Source organism: Mucilaginibacter sp. GW822-FHT03E02 (assembly GCF_058801545.1).
Window position 1 is genome coordinate 17,921 of record NZ_JBXANJ010000002.1, and the last position, 22,303, is coordinate 40,223.

Genomic DNA, 22,303 nt, shown 5'->3' on the forward strand with positions numbered 1-22,303 from the left:
TTATTTACCTAAAGTTTAAACTATCTATAGGGGCAATAGTCAAAGCACCAATGATTATTTTCATTTAACTTAAAACCAATCACGTGAAATTTTTTTATTTAACTGTTTTGCTAATCAGTGCAACAACATTGCTATTTGCCCAGCACAGTGGCAATATTATTTATGGTGATAATTCAAGTCGCCAGTTAAGGCCGGCCATTAATCATAAAGTTTATTTATCCGATTCCACTTTTATTTTAGAAGCCAATGTATTAATTAATGTAATTGCTGATAACTATGTTGCAACATTTGGTTTGGCCGACTCTGCCGGAACAATTAAACAGGCCAATGAAAAGATCACAAAAAGGATTTTAAGTTTTAAGGCAGCCTTAGATAAACTTAATATATCGCCAGATGATGTATATATTGATATGACCACGCAAAATAAGTTTTTTGATTACAATATTAAAGGGAAGATTGCCCAACAATACATCAAAGGGTTCGAGATAAAAAAAAACGTAATAATCAAGTTTAAAAATATCAGCTATTTAGATAAGATGCTAACGGAAGCCTCCAGGTTTCAAATATATGATTTGGTAAAGGTGGATTATATTGTAACCGACCTGGATAAAATTAACAGGCAATTATTTGAATTGGCAACAAAAGTAATCGATCAAAAAAAGGAAGAATATATAAAAGTAACAAACACAAAAATTAAAGTCGCTTCCCAAATTTATGCTCAAGAGTTATACAGCTACTACCCTACTCAGCTTTACAAAACATACACTTCAGAGAGTACCGGTACTGTAAATGCCGACTATGGCGTAATACGGAAGGACTTAAGAAACGACAATACAGTTTATTACGATAAGATAAATTACTCAGGATATGATACGGTAATCAATCCCGCAGTTACCGAACCTGCAGTTGAATTTGGGATAGGATTGCAGATAAAATTCCAAATAATAAACGCTAAGTAACGCCCTGCTGATGAGGATATTCGCTGTTGTAGCACTGCTATTTATTTGCCGGCAGGCTGGTGCACAAAAAAAGGAGAAAATTGAATTCCAGAAATTAGATGCTATTGATACCATAGGTGATGAAAAAAGAAATTTAGATTTTAACGAGCCATTAACCTTTGAAAATGGCAATATATTGTTATCGATAAACAAAAAACAAGACCTCGCCTTGCTCCTTGAAAAAGACCAGGGGACATGGATTGTATATCAATTGCCATGTGATATAAATGATTTAAATTATTTCGAACAAAACGGGTCATTTGTTTTGTTTAGTGGCAGGCGCGCCGGGAGTACAAAAAACTCAACATGGTCTACAGAAAACCAATATATATTGAACCTGAAAAATCATTCATATATCGAAATTGAACGCCATAATGAGTTTCAGGATTGGAATGATCCATCACAAAAACACCACAACGAAAATGACGAACATTATGAAGCCCGAATAGATCGCGAACAAAAAACTACCACGACAAATTGTAATTGCGAGATAAACTTGAGCGATAAAATATTAAAGATCAAAACAGTTTGCAAGACCAGCGTTTATCAAAACCATCAAACCTGGTATTTAAAACATCCAAAAGTAATATCAGGCGATACCGACGGTGTATACAAGTATCATGATGGTGCATTTTATAGGTTAAAACCGATAAAAAGATTAAAGAAAGCCGGGCGTTAAATATCATTCTGCAAATTTGATCCCACAAATTTTCCTGCTTTAAGCCGGCAAATTTATTTAGCTGTTTATCAATTTAGTACCTACCTTAGGCCAACCAATTATAACCTCAACCATGAAAACCATTTTATTGGCCTTATTCGGTATGGCATTTTTTTGCTATGCCTTTACATTTAAGCAAACTGATGCCGGCAAACCCTGGCAAAATAAAATGCAGGAACTACCTGGCAGGCTGGAGTGCGAATTTTATAATACCGGTGGCGAGGGTGTAGCCTATCATGACAGCGACAGCACCAATAACGGCAGCGGCAAGCTTAACCCTGCCAACGGAACTTTTTTAAATGAGTTCAGGATGAAAGAGGGTGTTGATATATCGTATACCAAAGCCCACGACCATATTGATGATAACCCGTACAATAAGGTGCCACGCGACATGAACAAATTTTATGTTGGCTGGACACAACCTGGCGAATGGATCAACTACACCGTTAAGGTAACCAAATCAGGAACTTATGCTATCGGCATTTTATATACATCCAATGGCGATGGCGCTATCTCTATAGATGTTGATGGTAAAGATGCTACCGGTCCCATGAAAATAGCATCAACCCACAATGATCAGGATACAACCGCGTGGCGGCAATGGCATCATTGGAACGGATCAAACTCTATCGGCTCAATAAATTTAACCAAAGGTGTACATGTGCTAAAACTTCATATTGTTGCTAATGGTAATATGAACCTGGATTATCTTGATTTTAGATAAGCTGCACATGAATATGATCGTCATGTCTCACAGCCCTGCATCCATGAAACCTTATTTTGGGGGTTGTTAACTTTAGCCTTGTCTTTAAATGGGGTTCAATGAATATTTTACCTATTGATTTTTCTGAGGCAAGTATTTCGACCAAATTTTTGGTACGGTTGCCATCAAATATAAAATTCGCTTTGTTTTTTTGAGGGACGATCTTCATCAGGAAACTATACTGCCAATAGCCCTGTTTGCTGCAAAAAGCAGCCGTATTTATTTCATCAGGCTGTGGGGTTTCGCTAATGCCATAGCCTACGGGCGATGGCGCAAGGTTTGTAGCTTTTGATGTTTTGCTGTCGATATAACAAAAGGCAAAATCAAGCTTTTTACCATCATTGTGGCTTAGGTGAGGGAATAACGGAAACTTATTGATAAACGGAAAACTGGCATCCAAATAATTTATAACCGTACCGGGATATCTTTCATTCATCTGCTTGGCGACATCAAAAGCGACGTCCTTTAGCTGTGGCCGCACATAATTGCGATTAAAAATACATGTTAGGATATTGAGCGGTTGCAGGTTATTGGTGTTTGTCATCGGCAACGGCACCCGCCCAAATAATCTCGCCAACGGAGGTACAATTAAAAATGTGCATACAATATAAAGAACAAGGAATGTGGTAGTTTTAATAACAAATATGGCGTAACAGTTGACAAGTTTCTTTTTAATAAAAGCATGCGTTAAAAATGACAACAAGTACACAACCCCACCTATTTGAGTGAACAGCGTTAATATTCCAAAAATCAAAAATATTGCGATCAGTTTTAAAGCTTTTGCCAATTGATTTAAAGTTGAATATTAAAATTAAGGTTTTTGGCCAATAAAAAAGGGAAACAATGATTGCTTCCCTTTTTTACCTATATGGTTTTATATTAGTTCCCCATTTCGGATAAGAACTTAATCCTCATCAACTGTACCTCTTCACGGGTATAATCGTCATTGCCTAATTCGGCAAGGGCATCGTCTATCGAGTCGGCTTCGGCAGTGCGGAAATAATCAAATACCTCTTCTTGCTTATCCTCATCAATCACCTCATCAATATAATAATTAAGGTTAAGTTTGGTGCCCGAGTTAACTATGGTTTCAACTTCTTTCAATATCTCTTCGTAGGTAAGCCCTTTTGAAGCGGCAATATCATCCAGGTTTAAATGACGATCGATGTTTTGGATAATGAAAACTTTAAGGGCCGATTTGTTGGCGGCACTTTTAATTACCATATCAACAGGGCGGTCAATGTCATTATCATCTACATATTTCTGAATCAAATCTGTAAATGGTTTACCAAACTTTAAAGCCTTACCAGCACCCACGCCCGAAATTTGCTTTAATTCCTCGGTATTTACAGGGTAGTGCGTACACATTTCCTCCAATGATGGATCCTGGAAAATAACAAACGGAGGCAATCCTTTTTGTTTGGCAAGCTTTTTACGCAGGTCTTTCAGCATTTGCAGCAACTGGGTATCCAGGGCGCCACCGCCTTGTTTAGGGCCGTCTGCTTCATCATCGTCATCTGTCCCCTCTATCACATGGTTCATCACAAAACGGATGCTGTGCGGGTTCTCAATAAACGAATTACCCAACTTGGTTAGCCGGAGCAAACCGTACTGGTCAATATCTTTTGATAAATAGTTACTGAGTAATGCCTGGCGCAACAACGAGTTCCACAGGTTTTTACCCTGCTCCTTGCCCGACCCGTAGTAATCAAGGGCATCGTGTTCGTAGTTTTTTATTTGCGCGTTATCCTCACCCATCAATATGCTGATGATGTAATGATCGTCAAACTTCTCGCCAATGTGTTTAATCAGGCTCAGGGCTTTATGCAAATGTTCCTCGCCATCAAAATGATCTTTGTGGCCACAGCAATTATCGCACATGTTATTACAGCCGGCCTCGTTAAAGTTCTCGCCAAAATAATGCAACAATTGCTTCCGGCGGCAAACCGACGACTCACAATAGTCAATAACTTCCTTCAGTATCTGTGTACCAATCTCGCGTTCGGCTACAGGTTTATCCTTCATGAATTTTTGCAGCTTATCAATATCCTTTTCAGAATAAAAAGCAACGCAAACGCCCTCGCCGCCATCACGGCCCGCCCTACCGGTTTCCTGGTAATAGCCTTCCATGCTCTTAGGCACATCATGGTGAATTACATACCTAACATCCGGTTTGTCAATACCCATCCCGAAGGCTATGGTAGCCACAATAACGTCAACATCTTCCATCAGGAATTTATCCTGTGTATCGGCGCGTACTTTGGGGTCTAACCCGGCATGGTATGGAAGGGCTTTAACACCGTTCAGGTTAAGGGCTTCGGCAACCTCTTCCACCTTTTTGCGGCTCAGGCAATAAATAATGCCCGATTTGCCCTGGTTTTGTTTTACAAACTTTACAATCTCCTTAATCACGTTGCGCTTGGCACGTACTTCGTAAAAAAGGTTCGACCGGTTAAACGACGATTTATAAATGGTTGCATTGTTCATTTGCAGGTTCTTTTGGATGTCCTGCTGAACTTTTGGCGTTGCTGTAGCCGTTAAAGCGATGATTGGTATATTATCGCCAATATTACTGATCACCTGCCTTATCTTGCGGTATTCGGGGCGAAAATCGTGTCCCCACTCCGAGATACAGTGCGCTTCATCCACCGCAACAAACGATACCTGGTTAAGGCGCAAAAAATCAATATTTTCCTGTTTGGTTAATGATTCGGGCGCTACGTATAATAACTTGGTTTTGCCCGCTAATACGTCTTCTTTAACCCGGCCAATATCTGCTTTGGTGAGCGACGAATTTAAAAAATGAGCTATACTATCTGAGCCTCCGAAGGCCCTTAACTGATCTACCTGGTTTTTCATCAGGGCAATCAATGGCGAAATTACAATTGCAGTACCATCGCTCATTAGCGCCGGTAACTGATAACACATGGATTTACCACCACCTGTAGGCATAATTACAAAAGTATCATTACCCGCCAGGATATTAGTGATTATCGCTTCCTGCTCCCCCTTAAAGTTGTCGAATCCGAAAAAATTCTGAAGGTTATCAAATAGCGACTTCTTAGTTTCTATCATTATCTTAAATAATCTTAAAGTCCGATTTAAAAGTTTAAAGTAACAAAAATTTATGAATAAACGATGGATTTACTTTTTAATTTTAATCAAATATGATTATTGGATAAAAAACAATTTGTTTATTCAACCTATTTAAATTGTTATAAAATTGGTGTTGCAACTATTAAGTTTTAATTGGCATATAATTAACAGATTAATATACAATTTTACGTTTGCAAAACCAAATTAAAATTCCCTGACAACTGTACCAATAAAACTATTATGTCGTTATTAAGGCAGGCAAAACAGGCTGCCTTTTTTGGCAAGTAAAATGCCAATGCACTAAAACAATTTAGCAAAACGAAGTAAATTTTGGTAGCTGAGTGGGTTAAAAGCAGGGTTCATGCGCTGTCGATTAGACAGATTGTGTAAATTTTCTCAAACCTAACTTAATCAACCATTCACTTGATCAACCCACGCTGCCTTATTGCCTCATACAAAATAACCCCGGTTGATACCGATACGTTAAGCGACTCGATCTCGCCAAACATCGGGATTTTAGCCAGGTGATCCGCTATACGGATGATCTCGTTGCGGATGCCATCTTCTTCAGATCCCATGATGATGGCCGTTGGGGCTGTATAGTCGGGTACGTAAATATCTTCTTTAGTTTTTTCGGTGCAGCAAACCAGTTGCAGGCCTGATTCCTGCAAAAACCTAACGGTTTGCATAAAATTATCATGGCGGCAAACCGGGATCTTATACAATGCACCGGCCGAGGTTTTGATGGCATCCGGGTTAATCTGAGCCGATCCTTTCGCCGGGATAACGATGGCATGCACGCCTGCACATTCGGCAGTACGGGCAATAGCACCCATGTTGCGCACATCGGTAATAGAATCCAGTACCAATATCAGCGGCACCTCGCCTTTTTCAAAAACATCGGGGATAATATTCTCTATTTTTTGATAAACAATTGGCGAAATAAAAGCAACGGCACCCTGGTGGTTCTTGGCGGTAAGCCGATTAAGCTTTTCAATGGGCACTTGTTGTGCTGTAATATTATATTCGGTAAGCAGCGCTTTCAACTCGTGCGATAAGCCGCCGGCCGCGCCCCGTTGTATGTATAATGCCTCAATCTCTTTACCCGAAGTAATGGCTTCCATGATAGCCCTGATGCCAAACACCATCTGGTTACTTTCGCGCTGAGGTCTTGAATTAAATGTCATTTTTGATATAGTATATTTTGGCAAAAATAGCTATATTAATTGATTAAGCGGTTATTGAACTCAATTGACATTTTGGTTCACGACATTACAACTAACATTTTCAAACTTTATTAACACCGATGTAAGTAACTATCAATAAGCCTCTTAATATCGAGACTAACATCTTACTAACAATTGTGTGTTAATATCAAAAGCATTCAACACTATAAATTATTAAATTGAGAATGATTGCTTTAAAACGTCAATACACTATGTGGATGGAATAGTAGCATCGGTAAACTAATTTTTGTATATTTTTGTTGCCTTATGAGTTTTGAGAACGAGAATCAGTACAAGCCTAATACAAACGAACGCCGCAGCCGAATTACCAACCCAACTCCTTACACGGGGATGGGCAAATTACCCCCGCAAGCTACAGACCTGGAGGAGGCCGTTTTAGGTGCGCTGATGCTGGAAAAAGATGCACTGTCATCGGTTATCGACGTACTAAAATCCGAAGTTTTTTATCGTGACAATCACCAGAAAATATTTTCGGCGATAAAAGAACTTTTCGAAAAATCGCAACCGATAGATATACTTACCGTTACCGCCCAATTACGCAAACAAGGCGACCTGGAAATGATTGGTGGGGCGTACTATATTACCGAATTAACAAGTCGTGTAGCATCTGCCGCCAATATCGAATTCCACTCGCGTATTATTATACAGAAGTACATTCAGCGCGAGCTGATCCGCATCTCTACAGAAACCATCAACAGCGCCTATGAAGACACCAGTGATGTGCTTGACCTGTTGGACAAGGCGGAGAAAAACCTGTTTGAGATAGCCCAAAGCAACTTACGCCGTGATGCCCGTAAAATGGACGACCTGGTACAGGAAGCTTTGCGTGATATCGAATCGCTAAAAGATAAAAAAGACGGTTTGACCGGTGTTGCCTCCGGGTTTACCGGGCTTGACCGTATGACTTCGGGCTGGCAAAAATCCGACCTGGTAATTATAGCTGCCCGCCCCGCAATGGGTAAAACAGCCTTTGTGTTAAGTTGTGCCCGTAACGCCGCGGTTGATTTTGACAAACCGGTTGTAGTATTCTCGCTCGAGATGTCGTCAGTCCAGTTGGTAAATCGTTTAATTGCCGGTGAAGCCGAAATTGAGCAGGAAAAGATCCGTAAGGGAACGTTAGAAGAGTGGGAATGGCAACAGATCCACTCGAAAATTGGTCGCCTGGAGAAAGCTACTTTTATTATTGATGATACCCCGGCATTAAATATATTTGAGTTCAGGGCAAAATGCCGCCGTTTAAAATCGCAGCATGATATCCAGTTAATCATCATTGATTACCTGCAGCTGATGCATGGTAAATCATCAGACGGCAAAGGCGGTGGTAACCGTGAGCAGGAAATTGGTAGTATCTCGCGCGCCCTTAAATCAGTAGCCAAAGAATTAAACGTGCCGGTTATCGCGCTATCCCAGTTAAGCCGTGCCGTGGAAACCAGGCCGGGTAATGCTAAAAGGCCAATGCTATCAGATTTACGTGAGTCGGGCTCTATCGAGCAGGATGCGGATATGGTTTTGTTCCTTTACCGCCCCGAATATTATGGCTTAACCGAAGACGAAGACGGCAATCCAACCCAGGGCGTGGGTGAAGTTATTATCGCTAAGCACCGTAACGGTGAAACCGGCACCGTAAGGCTTAAATTTGTTGGTAAATACGTGAAATTTGCCAACCTTGAAGAAGGTATGGACAGCTTCCCTCCTGCTGCCGGTAACGCATTTAGCGGCCTTGCACCATCACAGGATTTTGAAAAGCAAAGTAATTTTATAATCCGCCCGTCGAGGATGGATGATATTGATGATGAGCCGCCGTTCTGATATGCAGATTATAGATTTCAGATGTGCAGATGTTTGTTAAATGATAAAGCCTCAATTTTAAAAATTGAGGCTTTATCATTTATTTATATCGCTGCCGCGAGTTTTCAGCTCGTGGTGAACACTGGTTGCAGCTTTCAGCTGCACTACCACAAAGGTTAAACTATCAACCCTAAAACCACCCCCATAATGATTATTAATGGTGCTTTAATTTTTGTAAACTTCAGTAATAAAAACGTACAAGCCATTAACAAATAAGCCATCCAATTTCCGCCAAATGGACGTACCAGCAAGATAAACGCTGTTGCCATGAAGCCTACTGCCACTGCGTTTATGCCGCTTAACGAGTTTTTGATACGGGTTATTTTTTTAAGATCCTCCCAAAACGGAACGATAAAGAGTATCAAAATTAGCCCGGGAGTGTTTACGCCTATGACCGCAACCAGGCTACCAACTATTTGCCCGCCAACGCCATATCCTTTGTTACCTAAAGTTATTCCTCCCAAAAAGGAAGTAAATGAAAACGTAGGCCCCGGTAACGCCTGTTGCAAGGCATAACCGGAAAGAAATTCCGAACTACTCAGGTAATGTTTCACTTCAACAAATTCGGTGTAAAGCAAGGGTACCATTACCTGCCCCCCACCAAATGTGAGGATGCCGTTACGGTAAAAATTTTCAAACAGGCGGATAGGCAAACTGAACGGCGATGTTTGGTTAATAACAGCGCCCAGTGCAGCAAAAAACAACAGGATACCAATAAAGTAAGCTACCTTGTTAGGGTTTACATTGGAGTAAAGCTTTACCCTTAGTTCGTTTTCCTGTGGCTGCGTCTCCATCGCAGATGACAGGATACCCCCTAACAAAATCAACAACGGAAAAGCGTAGGCATTTTGTAATATCAGCGTAGCTATTAATGATCCAATGGCCAGCATAGTGCTCACCTTAGTTTTCAAAAACTTATGGGCAAAACTGAAGGTTGCGTAGGCAACAATGCCCACAGCTACCGGCTGTACATAACTTACCACATGATTAAACTTAGCCTGGTTGGCAAACATTTTATAGCTGATGGCAGCCATTCCCATTATGGCGGCCGAAGGCAAAATCCAGATAAAAAAAGTTATTAGCGCTAATTGTAAGCCGCCAACTTTCCAGGCTATACCTACAAGTGTTTGAGTTGATGAAGGACCGGGCAATACCTGCGATAAGGCGTTCAGTTCCATCAATTCCTCCTCGGTGATATAACGGCGCTTTTGCACAAACTCGCGCAGCAAAACAGCTATATGTGCCTGCGGACCGCCAAAGGCCGTAAAGGTGTACATCAAAACATCGCGAAGAAATAGTAGATGGCGCTTGGTCATTTTAGTTCATGGTTAATAGATCATGGTTCATGGTAAGTTCTGGGCTAATTTGACAATAGTTATTGTAAATACAATGAAGCTGCCATGAACTATGAACCATCAACTATAAGCAAAATCAATAGTCGTCATCGTCTTCCTCAATACCTTTAGCCTGCCGGTAAACGGCCTGCAATTCCGAAAATGCGTGGTTATCGCGCTTGGCTTTGGTAATTTTCATGCCGTTTTCGTAGGTGGCAATAGCGTCATCTTTGCGGTTCAGGGCCTCATAAAGCTTACCTAAGTGGTAATAGGTGCCGGTATAATCGGGGTGGTTATTTACCAGGTCTTCATAATATTCAAGCGACTTATCTACCTGATTAAGACGAAGATATTCGGTAGCGAGCGCGTATTTTAAAAACTCGTCGTTAGGTTCATTTTTAATAAATTCCAGTAGCTTATCTAATCTGCTCAACTCCATTTTAAACTCTATGTTTTTTAGTTAAATTTGCCAAAACCTATTGTTATGAAGATTTTGGTATGTATAAGTAATGTTCCCGATACCACCACAAAAATAACTTTTACTGATAACAACACCCAATTTAATACCAACGGTGTTCAATTTATATTAAATCCTTACGACGAGATAGCACTTTCACGGGCTATTGAATTAACCGATGGCGGTAAAGGTACAGTAACAGTTATTAATGTTGGCGAAGTAAGTACCGAGGCGACTATTCGCAAGGCACTGGCTATTGGGGCCACCGATGCGGTACGGATTAACGCTAAGCCACATGATGCATGGTATGTAGCTTACCAGGTTGCGCAATATGCAAAGGCTAACGCTTTCGATCTCGTCCTGACCGGTCGCGAATCTATTGATTATAACGGATCAAAAGTTGCCGGCATGCTGGGCGAGCTTTTGGACATTCCGTCGGTATCTATCATTAAAAAGCTGGATGCAGCGGATAATGAGGCTACAGTTGAGCGGGAAATAGAAGGCGGCAAAGAGATTTTAACCATTCCGTTCCCTTTTGTTGCCGGCACGGCCGAGGGTGTTGCCGAGCCGAAGATCCCGAATATGCGCGGCATTATGTCGGCACGTACCAAACCTTTAGTTGTGGTGGAACCTGTTGACGTAAAAACATTTTCGGAAATCATCAGTTATGAAACACCGGCCCCGCGCGGACAGGTAACTTTGGTAGCCGCAAATGACGCAGCCAAACTGGTTAATCTTTTACATACTGAAGCTCGCGTTATCTAACCTAATTCAAATCGTTTTTTACGAAACTCATTATATATGTCAGTTTTAATATATGCGGAAAATGCCGGCGGCACATTCAAAAAATCAGTTTTTGAAGCTGTAAGCTATGCCAAAGCCATTGCCGATCAACATAATACCGACCTGGTAGCCATCTCTATCGGCGACGTAGATACCGCCGGATTAGCCTCCCTGGGCAAGTACGGGGCAAAAAAAGTGCTTAATGTATCGGGCGATAAGCTAAAAAACTTCATAAACCAGGCCTACGCTTCTATCATAGCCGAAGCTGCAAAAAAAGAAGGCGCTGACGTTGTAGTACTATCAAACACCTTTTCGGGCCGTGGTTTGGCACCGCGTTTGGGCGTTAAGCTGGATGCAGGCGTTGCCGATGGCGCTGTGGCATTGCCGGAACAAAATGATGGTAAATTCAGGGTAAAAAAAACAGCTTTTTCGGGAAAGGCCTTCGCGATAGTTGAGTTAACTTCGGCAAATAAGGTTATCGCGCTCATTCCAAACTCCTATAAAGTTGTAGAAACCGCCGGCACCGCGCAGGTGGAAGATTTTGCGGCGACAACCAAAGAATCGGATTTTAAGGCGATAATAAAAGAGATTGTTCGTGCTACTGATAAAGTTTCGTTGCCTGATGCCGAAATAGTTGTATCTGCCGGGCGCGGGTTAAAAGGCCCTGAAAACTGGGGTATGATAGAGGAGCTGGCCAATTTACTTGGCGCTGCTACAGCCTGCTCAAAACCTGTATCAGATGCAGGATGGCGGCCACATAGCGAACATGTTGGACAAACTGGTATAGCTGTCAGTCCAAATTTGTATATTGCGATAGGAATTTCAGGTGCTATTCAGCACCTGGCAGGTATCAGTTCTTCAAAGGTAATAGTGGTTATCAATAAAGATCCCGAAGCGCCATTTTTTAAAGTGGCAGATTACGGCATAGTTGGCGATGCCTTTGAAGTGGTGCCACAATTAATAGCGGCAGTAAAAGAATATAAAGCTTCAGCATAAATATTAGGTGCGATGGGTAATAACATGAAAAAAATTAAGCTGGATATTGTAGGCTTGTCATATAGCCAAACACAATCCGGCGCTTATGCTTTAGTTTTAGGCGAGGTTAGCGGCCGGCGCAGGCTGCCTATTATCATAGGTAGCTTTGAGGCACAGGCTATCGCTATTGAAATAGAAAAAATGACGCCAAGCCGCCCGCTTACGCACGATCTTTTTAAAAGTTTTGCGGAGGCCTACCAGATAGAGGTGCAGGAGATTATCATATACAACCTGGTTGATGGCATTTTTTATTCTAAATTGATTTGCAGCGATGGTAAACGCTCGGTTGAAATTGATGCACGTACATCTGATGCTATTGCTATAGCGGTTAGGTTTGATTGCCCAATTTTTACCTACGAATTCATCCTGTCGACAGCCGGAATTGTAATTGAAGGCAACGACTTTGTATACCTTGAAAATATAAACGAAACCCAGGAAGAAAAAACGGCCAACGCATCATCGGTAGGCAGCGGCTTTTCATCTTTAAGCGTTGACGAGTTAAAGTCAAAACTGCAGGAGGCCCTTGCCGAAGAATCATACGAAAAGGCCGCCAAAATTCGCGATGAGCTGAATAAACGAAAAGCGTCCTGATTTCGGATTTTTATGTCTCAAATTCGTAATTCCACTTCGCTATTTTGTAGCAAAGCAAATATTTAAACAAATAATATTTCTTATTGGTAGCTTATTTGGTGCTTACTCCTTTTTGATTTGCGTTTATTTCGCTACTTTCCCGTTTTTAATTTAACACTGATTATCATTATTAAAACCCGTACCATATGAATATTAAGTTCCGCTTAATACTAATGAATTTTATGCAATTTTTTGTGTGGGGGGCTTGGTTGCTTACTATCGGCGCATATTGGTTTCAAAACAAACACTGGTCGGGGGCACAATTCGGTGCTATTTTTTCGACGATGGGCATTTCATCTATCTTTATGCCTGCGATTACAGGTATTATATCAGACAGGTTTATTAATGCCGAGAAGCTATACGGTATAATGCATATCCTGGGGGCACTAACCTTATTCAGCTTGCCCCTTGTTACTAATCCTTCAACCTTTTTTTGGGTAATTTTGCTGAACATGATGTTTTACATGCCTACGTTGTCACTGTCCATCACGGTATCATATTCTGCATTAAAAAGTAATAATATCGATGTTGTTAAAGATTTTCCACCTATTAGAATTTGGGGTACCATTGGTTTTATTGCGGCATTGTGGACAGTTAGTTTAACGCACAGCGAAATTTCGGCCAATCAATTTTATATAGCCGGTGCAGTGGCATTAGTATTGGGTCTATATTCATTTACGTTACCAAAGTGCCCGCCGTTGTCGGCTAAAACCGAGAAAAAATCATTTGCAAGTTCGTTGGGGTTAAATGCGTTTGCATTGTTTAAAGATCCAAAGTTTGTCATCTTCTTCGCCTTCTCCATGTTGTTGGGTGCAGCATTGCAGCTTACCAATGCTTATGGCGATACCTTTATTCATGATTTCGCCAAAGTACCTGTTTATAAAGATTCGATAGCTGTTAAGTATCCGGCTATTATTATGTCGATATCGCAAATCTCCGAAACGTTGTTTATCCTGGCTATCCCTTTCTTCCTGCGTAAGTTTGGCATCAAGTACGTGATGCTTTTCAGCATGCTGGCCTGGGTGTTACGATTTGGTTTATTTGCTTTTGGCGATCCTGCAGGAGGCTTATGGATGATAGTTTTATCATGTATTGTATATGGGATGGCATTTGATTTCTTTAATATATCGGGATCATTATTTGTCGAAACCCAGGCAGCGCCCGAAATACGCGGAAGTGCGCAGGGCTTATTTATGATGATGGTAAACGGTTTTGGCGCCTTTTTTGGCAGCCGCATAAGTGGCATTGTGATTGATAAATTTTTCACCCATGCCGATCAAAGTAAAGACTGGCATGGTATCTGGCTTAGCTTTTCAGGCTATGCGCTGGTTATAGCTATTATCTTCCCTTTTGTTTTCAGATACAGGCATAATGCTGCGCTAAAACACGCCATTAAACATGCTTAATATCTGAATCAGAATTTACAGGATTTAAGAATATTCAGAATGAATCAATTCTGTAAATTTAAAAATTCTGTAAATTCTGATTCTGACATTTTACTTCTTCCCTATCGCATACTGTATACCACCCAACAAATGCTTCAGGTATAATGGGTCGGCGTATGACTCGTCGGTATGTCCAAGCTCCGTATAAAAGGCCCTGCCGCCATCAAAGCTGTGATACCAGGCCATAGGATGGTTATCGCCGTTTTCGCCGCCCGTGTAGCTTTTTTCATCTATCTTGATCAATACATGCAGGTCATCGCCAATCCATTTGTAGTTGTACCATTCGTCCCAACGTTTCCAATCTTCGGGCAGGTGTTTTGTGGCGATAAAATTACGGTCAACCACATGCAAAACCGCTTCCTGCTGTTTAGGGTGGCTTTTAAAATAAGCGCCAACCAGCTTTCCATACCAGGCCCAGTCATATTCGGTATCGGTAGCAGCATGTACGCCAACAAAGCCGCCACCGGCTTTGATATATTGCTCAAAGGCTGTTTGTTGGGTGTCATTCAATACATTGCCGGTAGTGCTTAAAAATATTACAGCGGCGTATTGCTTTAAATTAGCCGTAGTAAACATTTCGGCATTGGTTGTGCTATCCACAGCAAAGCCATTTTCGGCACCCAGCTTCATAATAGCCGGTACGCCCGCCGCTATTGAATTGTGATGAAACCCGGCTGTTTTGCAAAATACCAGCACTTTGGTTTTGGCGGCTACATTGATGATAGCCAAGCCCGTTAGCAGGCAAATGATAATTAATTTTCTCATGATTTATATTTCAAAAGGTTAGTTTGGGAATTTGATTCCGTAATGCAATTTAGTATTAATGTTTCACGTGGCAAGGTTTAGTTTTGAAAGCTGCAAATCAATCGACCGCTGCCGTCGCGGCACCTTTATGGGGCAAAACGCATCTGAATTGGGTTAACATAACTTAACATATTTCAGGTATTTTATTTGCAAGTATTTGATGGTTAATGATTTAATGTTTATCATGGTTAACACAATATTTGTGCCTGTTGTTGGCCAAAACAGGTGCCGAAGCGACCTGGATCTTTTTAACCAGGATCAGTCAACAAACGTAAGTATCGTTTTAGCAATTATTCAATAACAGCTTATCGCCGCTAATTATTCAGATGCGGTTACCCTGACACCTTTATGTAAAAATTTTGCTTCCTGAATGTAAATTCCAACTATATCACATTAAATCTTTTATTTAGCAGATACATGTATGTTAGCTTAACCATAATACGTTACCGCAAGCTGTTTATACCATTCGCATTACTCGCCATGGCTATCCACCGGCTGCCGCTGCTGCTGCAAAAAGGCTGCACATTTTACAAACTGCTTGGATCAGGCAAAAACGGAACTTTTGATTTACAACCCGACTGGCAGCAATGGGGCTTACTGGCCTGCTGGGAAAGTCGCGAAGATTTCGACCAATTTTATAACCAGTCGTTTATATCGGGTTGGTGGAAAATATTTGGCCATGAAGGTTATACCGTATTATGCCAGCCCCTGCAAAGCCATGGTAAGTGGAGTGGCAAAGAACCCTTTGGCAATCCCGAAGCTACAAATTATACCGGGCCCGTGGCTGTATTAACGCGGGCCACCATCCGCATAAGCAGGCTCAAAAATTTCTGGAGCCATGTGGATGAAGTTGCCGGGTTGATGACATCGGCCCCTGGTTACGTTACCTCATTTGGTGTTGGCGAGGCGCCCGTTTACCGGCAGGCAACATTTTCTGTATGGAAAAGTATTGATGATGTAAAAAACTTTGCCTACAAAAGCCGGGAGCACGCCGAGGTAATAAAACTTACCCGCAGCGAAAACTGGTACAGTGAAGAGCTATTTGCCCGCTTCCGGCTGGTGGCCAGCTTTGGCGCGCTGGATGGCAAAGACCTTTTAAATGACTTATTGAAAAATTAAAATATGAGAATTATTGCCGAACTACCGCACCCCGATTTTAAAGTTACGATCATGAATATGAACCAAAAGTTTATTGTAAAGATAGAGCAGGGTACCCTGGAGCAAAGTTTTAAAGTTGCCGAAATGGATTTAACCGATGGCGTTAACAGTGTTTTTGAATTGCTTGATGAGGAGTTTTTAACCAAAGTTGGCGCCCGGTTTATGGAGATGCGTACTGATTTTAAAGATGCATACTATCGGTACAATTTTTAAACAGGATTTACAGGATTAATAGTTGATTTACAGGATTTTAAAATATATAATCTTGACAAGCAGAATTATATTTGGCTAAACGAGCAAAATACATGAAATTAATAACCTAACTCTTTCTGGCTATTAAACTAAAAATCCAACTAAGCAATAATAAATTATTGGATATTAATGATTTACATTTTTATAAATAATTTTATTTGGTTACAATATCAGCCAAATAAATGGGAGGCTAAGCCAAAATAAGGTCGCAATACCAAAACCCGGCTGGCTTTTGATCCGGGTTTTTAATGCAGGAATCGTCTGTGTTTTTTGGGGCCTGGTATTCCTTAAATATTTTAATCCCGGTTTGATAGTTGACCGGTTTTGAAAAAATCGGCCCCTTAAAAGTGAAAGTGTGAAACTCACCGTTCTCTCCGCAAACATCTACATCATCTGGCAGGGCCCCGATCAGTTCAAGGCTTATCTCCTTCCCTACTATTCGCTCAAGGCGCGCCTGGGTGCAGGCTATCACCGTTCCAAATCCGAGGCTTAAAAATTCATTGATCAGTTCGCTGGTGTCACGTTTCCATAATGGATAAATACCGGTAAGGCCAACTTCGCTCAACCTTGCATCACGATAGTCTTTCAAGTCCTGCAAAAATATATCGCCGAAAATAGAGTGCGTTATCCCCTCGCTTTTGAAATAAGCCAGGTGGTAATGCATAACCTCGTCATACTCCTTCATGCCCGGCATTTCGGGCAGCCGGATCTGGTATAGTGGTATACCAATACTTTCGGCCTGTTTTATCAACAGCTCTGTGCGTACGCCGTGCATCGAGATCCTGTCGGCAGCGTCATTAACAGTTGTTACCAGGTACCTGATGTCAAGGTCAGGATTTTGCAGGCAATGGTACAAAGCCAACGCGCTGTCTTTACCGCCGCTCCAGTTAAAAATACACTTCTTCATTTTAATTATTGAATTATTGATTTAGTGAATTATTGATTTGGCAGATTGGTGAAGTAGCATTTACAGGATGTATATATGTTATTGATCATTTAACAATTCATTTACCAGGGCCACCACCCCTACTGTTGCTTTTTCCTGGATCTTGATAACCGGGCCACGTACATTGATATCGGGTATTTTAGGGTCGATAACATACCGGGGTACATCGCGGTTTACATAGCCAATCAATCCGGCGGCCGGGTATACGGCTAATGAGGAACCGATCAGCATAAAAATCTCCGCACGGCCACAAATTCTTGCGGCGGTTTCAATCATGGGTACAGCCTCGCCAAACCAGACCACGTGGGCGCGTAACGGCGATCCTAACTCACATACTTCGTCCATCCCAAGCTCCCACCCCTCAATGGGGTAAGTAAGTTCAGGATTAACACTCGATTGCGAACGGGTGATGATGCCGTGCAGGTGTACAACGTTGGTAGAGCCTGCCCTTTCATGCAGGTCATCTATATTTTGGGTAATAATGGTTACGTCGTATTTCTCTTCCAGTTTGGCCAGGGCATAGTGTGCGGCATTAGGCTTCGCATCCATCACATTTTTACGTCGTTCGTTATAAAACTGCTGTACAAGGGCCGGGTTACGCTGCCACGCTTCGGGCGTTGCCACATCCTCTATATTGTATCCCTCCCAAAGGCCATCACTGTCTCTGAAGGTCTTTAAACCGCTCTCAGCGCTTATCCCTGCTCCTGTTAATACTACTAACTTTTTCATAAAGTAAATATTTGTTCATAAAAAAAGCGACCTGCATAATGGCAGATCGCTTTTCAATTTTATCAATTTAAATTAAAGTACCAATTGTTTTTGTGTGCGTAAAAAAGTGTACTTGGTTTTAGCCAGCTCAAAGCCGCCAAATAGTAGCAAGCCAAACACCAGATTGCCAAATACCATATTCTTCTCGAATGGTACCGCTGCCACCAGCGATTTGCCATAGCCTGCTAATGTATTAGGGTAAAGCTTCAGTTCGGTATAAAACCAGGGCATATCTGTAACTAACCAATGGATAAGTACAACACCAATAGCTGCGATTAACACATTGGCAAAGTTTACCTTTTTAATTAGCGTGCCGGCCAGCACCATAACGGCATAGCTGATGTAAACACCAATGATACCATCGTAAATTATTGAAAACTTTGAAGTATAGAGGTAATTAATCACCACATCTGTACATAAAAGCGTAAGCAATACAATTACATACCCCTTCCATTTATCAACAAAGTAAACGCCGCCAAATAAAGCTATTGCCCCTACCGGGTTAAAGTTGCTCAGCTCTTTATATCTAAAAGCTAATAATCTGAATGCTGCGGCAACAATGATCATTAAAACAAGGATAATGTTACGGCTTATGGTATCTTTTTTATTCATGATTTTATTTATGATGTAAAATTACTCATTATAAGTACAAATAAAAATAGCCGGTGTTAAGTCAACAGTACTAAGTCGTAAGTCCAAAGTCGAATTTTTCTTTTTTGGCTTAGAACTTAAGACTTCGGGCTAAAGACTATCTGTCAATTTATCGTTGATATCTCTTCCCTTATTTGTTAACAAGAATTACTTTACCCGGATTAATACCCGTGGTTATAGCATATTCCTTTTTGCCTGTTTTGTCAAAAGCATACAAAGTTCCGTTTGATGCATAATCTTTTGCATCGGTAACAAATACTTCGCCTGTTGTTGGGTCGGCCGCTATCGTGTATGGTGTAGTTATTACGGTGCCATCGGTAATAAAGTTGGCTTGTACCGCAGTTTGTGTTTTGGCATTGTAAACGGCAATTTTATTATCGGCTGTTAAATAGTAAACAAAATCGCCAGATACTGTGATTGGAATAATATAGCCTACCGAAATTACCGGGGCCGTTTTTACCACATCAGTTTTACTGTCAATAATAGTTAAACCACCGGCAATTTTATCATAATCGCCTAATGATACCACGTAAACATTATTGTAAGCATCCGTAGCCATGCTTACAGGATTCGCGGTTACCGTTATCTTTTTTGTCTCGGTTAAAGTACCCAGGTCAATTACCGAAACCGTGTTGTCAAAAACGCCGGTTGATGATAAACCGCCTGAGTTAGCCACATACAATTTTCCATTGGATACCACTAATTGCTCGGGATTGCGGCCAACAGTAATGTACTTGCTGATGGTTAATGAAGCCGTATCCATTACTGCTACTGTGCCATCATACGAGGTAATAAAGGCATTGCTCTTGTAAAAAGCGATGCTCCTTGGCTGGCGGGCACGCGCTTTATTTTTTAATGTGGTGTTTACAATACTGTCCTGTTTAATTAGTTTGCCGGTTTTAGCGTTCACAACATCAACTACGCTTGATACATTAACAACTATGTACATTTTTGAGCCATATATCTGGGCATCGTTACCTGTATCGCCCAGCGGACTGCCATTAACGCTGCTATAAAAATCGGCAGTAAGTAGTTTAGTAGTGTAGTTATAAAAAGTTAAGCTACTGTTATTGCTGGCGAAACCGCCCTGGTTAAGGATATATAAACCAGCCCTTTCGGCTGTTGGGGTATCGGTTGTTGGAACGATCTTGTCTTTATGGCATGATGAAAGCAGGGCCATCATCGTTGAAGCAATAAATAAATAATTGAGTTTGGTTTGTTTCATAATATTGATTGTTAGATAGTTATTTGAATGGAAAACCTGACCGACCGGCCGGGCATCGGATAGCTTTGCACAACGGCGTAGCTTTTTGCAAAAAGATTATTAACTTCTGCTGATGCAACAACAGCTTTCTTTTTTAATAAAAAGTGATAAACAACAGATGCATCGCTGATGGCGTATCCTGCCAGGTAATCAGATGCCAGGTTATCGTTGGTGTAATATCGTGATGATGAAATCACCTGGTTGTAATAAACCCCTAAATGGCCGCGATCAACACCTGCATTAAGTGAAACTGTGTTTTTAGGCGTATAAGGCAACTGATTAAGATAAACAGAAGATGTAGGGTCGGTTACATTTAGTGCCTGCTGGTACGAATAATTTACAGCCACTGATGCCTTCCAGCCTTCAGCAGGTTTAGCCTGTGTTTTTAAGCCTACATCCAATCCTTTAATGTCAACCTTCCCAAAATTCTGGATCGACCGGTTGAAGGCGTCCTTAGGGATAAATACAATCTTGTTATCCACATGATTATAATAGGCATCGGCTGTTAAAGTGATGTAATTAAAAAAGCCGCTTAATGCCTTGCCATACGTGGCGCCCAGATCAAACTGTTTGGTATACTCTGGTTTTAACGTAGGGTTCCCGATGGCGCTGTAATAAAGTTCATCAAACGTGGGGTTGCGAAAAATATACTTGTAAAAGGCCCGTATCTGGATATTTGAGGCTTTTAAGGGCTGAAAGGTAGCCTCAACCGTGGGCGAATAAACATTCTTGGCCGGGGCCGCGGCACCGTTTTTAACAGTTTCGGTAATATGGGTATTCAGCAAACTTCCCTGCAACTGGAATTTACCGATGCGCAGGTTACTGGCCAATACATTTAATAATGTCAACCTTGTTGGATAACTAAAATTGGCCAGGTTGGCATCAAGGTTGTTGACCGAAAGATCAGTAGCATAGGATACTTCCCATGAGGTTGTCAGATGATAAGCCAAAGCCGCCGAACCATAATATTCATGTTGCGTAAAGCGCTGGTCTAAACGTCCTTCATTGTTAAAATAATCAGGATCGAGGTAACGGAGATAGGTTTTTGAAACCTTCGCGTTTAATAAAAGATGTAAAGAATTGTGCCACTGACGTTCATAGCCGCTTTGCAAAAAAAAGTCCTGGTTCCAAAGCCGTGTTGCCGATATGGTGGGATTGTAAAGCACCACAGCGCCGGGAATGCCCCGTTCAGCATGATAATAGTTTACGTGTAAATTAAATTTGTTACTATCTGTTTTGGCCCAGTATAAAGCGCCATCTACCTGTTGGGCACCTATGTCATCGTTGCTACGGGTATGTACAGAATCGGCCCCTACAGCGCTGGTTTTATAGTTATACCGGCCATTAGCATGCTCGGTATAACCATTTACGATAAACGACCAGTTATTATTAACACGTTGTTGCCATTGGAGATATGGGTTTACTAAGCCAAAGGAACCTGCCTTAACGCCCGCTGTTAACTGGTAAGGTTTATCCGCATTAAGATTGGGTTTTACCGTTTTTATAGCCAGTACACTTGATGACGCAAACGAGCGTGCAGGCATACAAATACCAGGGGGCTGGCCAATGTAAAGTGAAATTTCCTGTACGTTGTTCAGGTTTAGCTTACTAAGGTCAACCTGGCCGTTCTCGGCATCGTTAATTTGTACGCCATCATACAAAACCGCGGTGTGGTTGGCGCTCAGGCCGCGTACCGAGACTGTTTTTAAGCCCCCAACCCCGCCGTAATCCTTCAGTATAACACCGGCGAAATTACGGATTGCATCGGCAACGTTAAATGCGCTATAACGTTCAAAATCGCCGGCCGAAACCTGCTGTGTTGGTGTGATGGTTTGAATTTTGGGTATAGCAGACGAAGAAACCGTAACCTCTTTGATTTTTTTTGCGGTATCTGTTTGAGCGGATACGCTATTGGAAGCAACGACCTGCAGCAAAAAAAATGCTGCCGCTAAAACCGGTAAGGGTAAATGCTTATGAAAACAAAGTAAGTTTTTTTTCATGTTGTTGCGCGCAAAAACGTCACAGCACACGAGGAACAATAGTTTGAAATGAAAATACGCCAATAAACAAGAGCATTCACATCCAAGCTTCAATCCCCGAAAGCTG

General features: G+C 41.5%; 21 protein-coding genes. 10 read left to right on the forward strand and 11 right to left on the reverse strand.

The window, feature by feature from the left end; genetic code table 11:
* Positions 1-83: 83 nt before the first annotated feature.
* The 3 genes from AC1RM2_RS27175 (at position 84) to AC1RM2_RS27185 (ending at position 2,440) form a co-directional block, all read left to right on the forward strand.
* Positions 84-959: an SIMPL domain-containing protein gene (locus tag AC1RM2_RS27175; RefSeq protein WP_492988300.1), complete on the forward strand. Its 876-nt coding sequence runs from the start codon at positions 84-86 to the stop codon at positions 957-959.
* Positions 960-969: 10 nt separating this feature from the next.
* Entirely contained in the window at positions 970-1,677 is a 708-nt protein-coding gene (locus tag AC1RM2_RS27180; RefSeq protein ID WP_492988301.1) for a hypothetical protein, read from the forward strand.
* A gap of 112 nt (positions 1,678-1,789) precedes the next feature.
* Entirely contained in the window at positions 1,790-2,440 is a 651-nt protein-coding gene (locus tag AC1RM2_RS27185) for a carbohydrate-binding protein (protein WP_492988302.1), read from the forward strand.
* On the opposite strand, the gene AC1RM2_RS27190 is transcribed toward AC1RM2_RS27185, so the two are convergent.
* The 3 genes from AC1RM2_RS27190 to rlmB form a co-directional block, all read right to left on the reverse strand.
* Positions 2,433-2,960, reverse strand: a complete 528-nt coding sequence (locus tag AC1RM2_RS27190) for a hypothetical protein (protein WP_492988303.1) — start codon at positions 2,958-2,960, stop codon at positions 2,433-2,435. The genes AC1RM2_RS27185 and AC1RM2_RS27190 overlap by 8 nt on opposite strands.
* 398 nt (positions 2,961-3,358) lie before the next feature.
* A complete protein-coding gene (recQ, locus tag AC1RM2_RS27195; protein WP_492989285.1) occupies positions 3,359-5,551 on the reverse strand; it encodes a DNA helicase RecQ in 2,193 nt (730 codons plus the stop codon).
* 443 nt (positions 5,552-5,994) lie between these two features.
* On the reverse strand, positions 5,995-6,762 hold the full coding sequence (gene rlmB / locus AC1RM2_RS27200) for a 23S rRNA (guanosine(2251)-2'-O)-methyltransferase RlmB (RefSeq protein WP_090650107.1): 768 nt from the start codon (positions 6,760-6,762) through the stop codon (positions 5,995-5,997).
* Between the two features lie 306 nt (positions 6,763-7,068).
* Here rlmB and dnaB point away from each other — a divergent pair, with 306 nt between their 5' ends.
* Positions 7,069-8,631: a replicative DNA helicase gene (dnaB, locus tag AC1RM2_RS27205; RefSeq protein ID WP_147059983.1), complete on the forward strand. Its 1,563-nt coding sequence runs from the start codon at positions 7,069-7,071 to the stop codon at positions 8,629-8,631.
* A 155-nt stretch (positions 8,632-8,786) separates the two neighbouring features.
* Here dnaB and chrA read toward each other — a convergent pair whose 3' ends face one another.
* Positions 8,787-9,986 (reverse strand): chromate efflux transporter, encoded by a 1,200-nt coding sequence (gene chrA / locus AC1RM2_RS27210; protein ID WP_492988304.1) that lies wholly within the window; start codon positions 9,984-9,986, stop codon positions 8,787-8,789.
* A gap of 115 nt (positions 9,987-10,101) precedes the next feature.
* Complete coding sequence (locus AC1RM2_RS27215) at positions 10,102-10,443, reverse strand: tetratricopeptide repeat protein (protein ID WP_492988305.1); 342 nt, start codon at positions 10,441-10,443, stop codon at positions 10,102-10,104.
* A 45-nt stretch (positions 10,444-10,488) separates the two neighbouring features.
* Here AC1RM2_RS27215 and AC1RM2_RS27220 point away from each other — a divergent pair, with 45 nt between their 5' ends.
* From AC1RM2_RS27220 to AC1RM2_RS27235, 4 genes are all read left to right on the forward strand, one after another.
* Positions 10,489-11,226 carry an electron transfer flavoprotein subunit beta/FixA family protein gene (locus AC1RM2_RS27220; RefSeq protein WP_492988306.1) on the forward strand — a complete coding sequence of 246 codons (738 nt, stop codon included), beginning with the start codon at positions 10,489-10,491 and terminating at the stop codon, positions 11,224-11,226.
* A 36-nt stretch (positions 11,227-11,262) separates the two neighbouring features.
* Positions 11,263-12,240, forward strand: coding sequence for an electron transfer flavoprotein subunit alpha/FixB family protein (locus tag AC1RM2_RS27225; RefSeq protein ID WP_492988307.1), 978 nt, complete (start codon positions 11,263-11,265; stop codon positions 12,238-12,240).
* A gap of 24 nt (positions 12,241-12,264) precedes the next feature.
* Positions 12,265-12,870, forward strand: coding sequence for a bifunctional nuclease family protein (locus tag AC1RM2_RS27230; protein ID WP_492988308.1), 606 nt, complete (start codon positions 12,265-12,267; stop codon positions 12,868-12,870).
* A 185-nt stretch (positions 12,871-13,055) separates the two neighbouring features.
* Positions 13,056-14,315, forward strand: coding sequence for a nucleoside permease (locus AC1RM2_RS27235; RefSeq protein ID WP_492988309.1), 1,260 nt, complete (start codon positions 13,056-13,058; stop codon positions 14,313-14,315).
* Positions 14,316-14,405: 90 nt separating this feature from the next.
* Here AC1RM2_RS27235 and AC1RM2_RS27240 read toward each other — a convergent pair whose 3' ends face one another.
* A complete protein-coding gene (locus tag AC1RM2_RS27240) occupies positions 14,406-15,119 on the reverse strand; it encodes a ThuA domain-containing protein (protein WP_492988310.1) in 714 nt (237 codons plus the stop codon).
* Positions 15,120-15,575: 456 nt separating this feature from the next.
* Between AC1RM2_RS27240 and AC1RM2_RS27245 the strand changes: the two genes are divergently transcribed.
* Together AC1RM2_RS27245 and AC1RM2_RS27250 are read left to right on the forward strand one after the other, a co-directional pair.
* Positions 15,576-16,277 carry a DUF3291 domain-containing protein gene (locus AC1RM2_RS27245; RefSeq protein ID WP_492988311.1) on the forward strand — a complete coding sequence of 234 codons (702 nt, stop codon included), beginning with the start codon at positions 15,576-15,578 and terminating at the stop codon, positions 16,275-16,277.
* Between the two features lie 3 nt (positions 16,278-16,280).
* Positions 16,281-16,529: a hypothetical protein gene (locus AC1RM2_RS27250; RefSeq protein WP_492988312.1), complete on the forward strand. Its 249-nt coding sequence runs from the start codon at positions 16,281-16,283 to the stop codon at positions 16,527-16,529.
* A gap of 229 nt (positions 16,530-16,758) precedes the next feature.
* Here AC1RM2_RS27250 and AC1RM2_RS27255 read toward each other — a convergent pair whose 3' ends face one another.
* From AC1RM2_RS27255 to AC1RM2_RS27275, 5 genes are all read right to left on the reverse strand, one after another.
* Complete coding sequence (locus AC1RM2_RS27255) at positions 16,759-17,475, reverse strand: Dph6-related ATP pyrophosphatase (RefSeq protein ID WP_492988313.1); 717 nt, start codon at positions 17,473-17,475, stop codon at positions 16,759-16,761.
* Positions 17,476-17,553: 78 nt separating this feature from the next.
* Positions 17,554-18,243, reverse strand: a complete 690-nt coding sequence (locus AC1RM2_RS27260; protein WP_492988314.1) for an SIR2 family NAD-dependent protein deacylase — start codon at positions 18,241-18,243, stop codon at positions 17,554-17,556.
* Positions 18,244-18,315: 72 nt separating this feature from the next.
* Positions 18,316-18,894 (reverse strand): DUF6580 family putative transport protein, encoded by a 579-nt coding sequence (locus AC1RM2_RS27265; RefSeq protein WP_492988315.1) that lies wholly within the window; start codon positions 18,892-18,894, stop codon positions 18,316-18,318.
* A 169-nt stretch (positions 18,895-19,063) separates the two neighbouring features.
* Positions 19,064-20,158, reverse strand: a complete 1,095-nt coding sequence (locus AC1RM2_RS27270) for a YncE family protein (RefSeq protein ID WP_492988316.1) — start codon at positions 20,156-20,158, stop codon at positions 19,064-19,066.
* 11 nt (positions 20,159-20,169) lie between these two features.
* A complete protein-coding gene (locus tag AC1RM2_RS27275) occupies positions 20,170-22,197 on the reverse strand; it encodes a TonB-dependent receptor plug domain-containing protein (protein WP_492988317.1) in 2,028 nt (675 codons plus the stop codon).
* Positions 22,198-22,303: the final 106 nt, after the last annotated feature.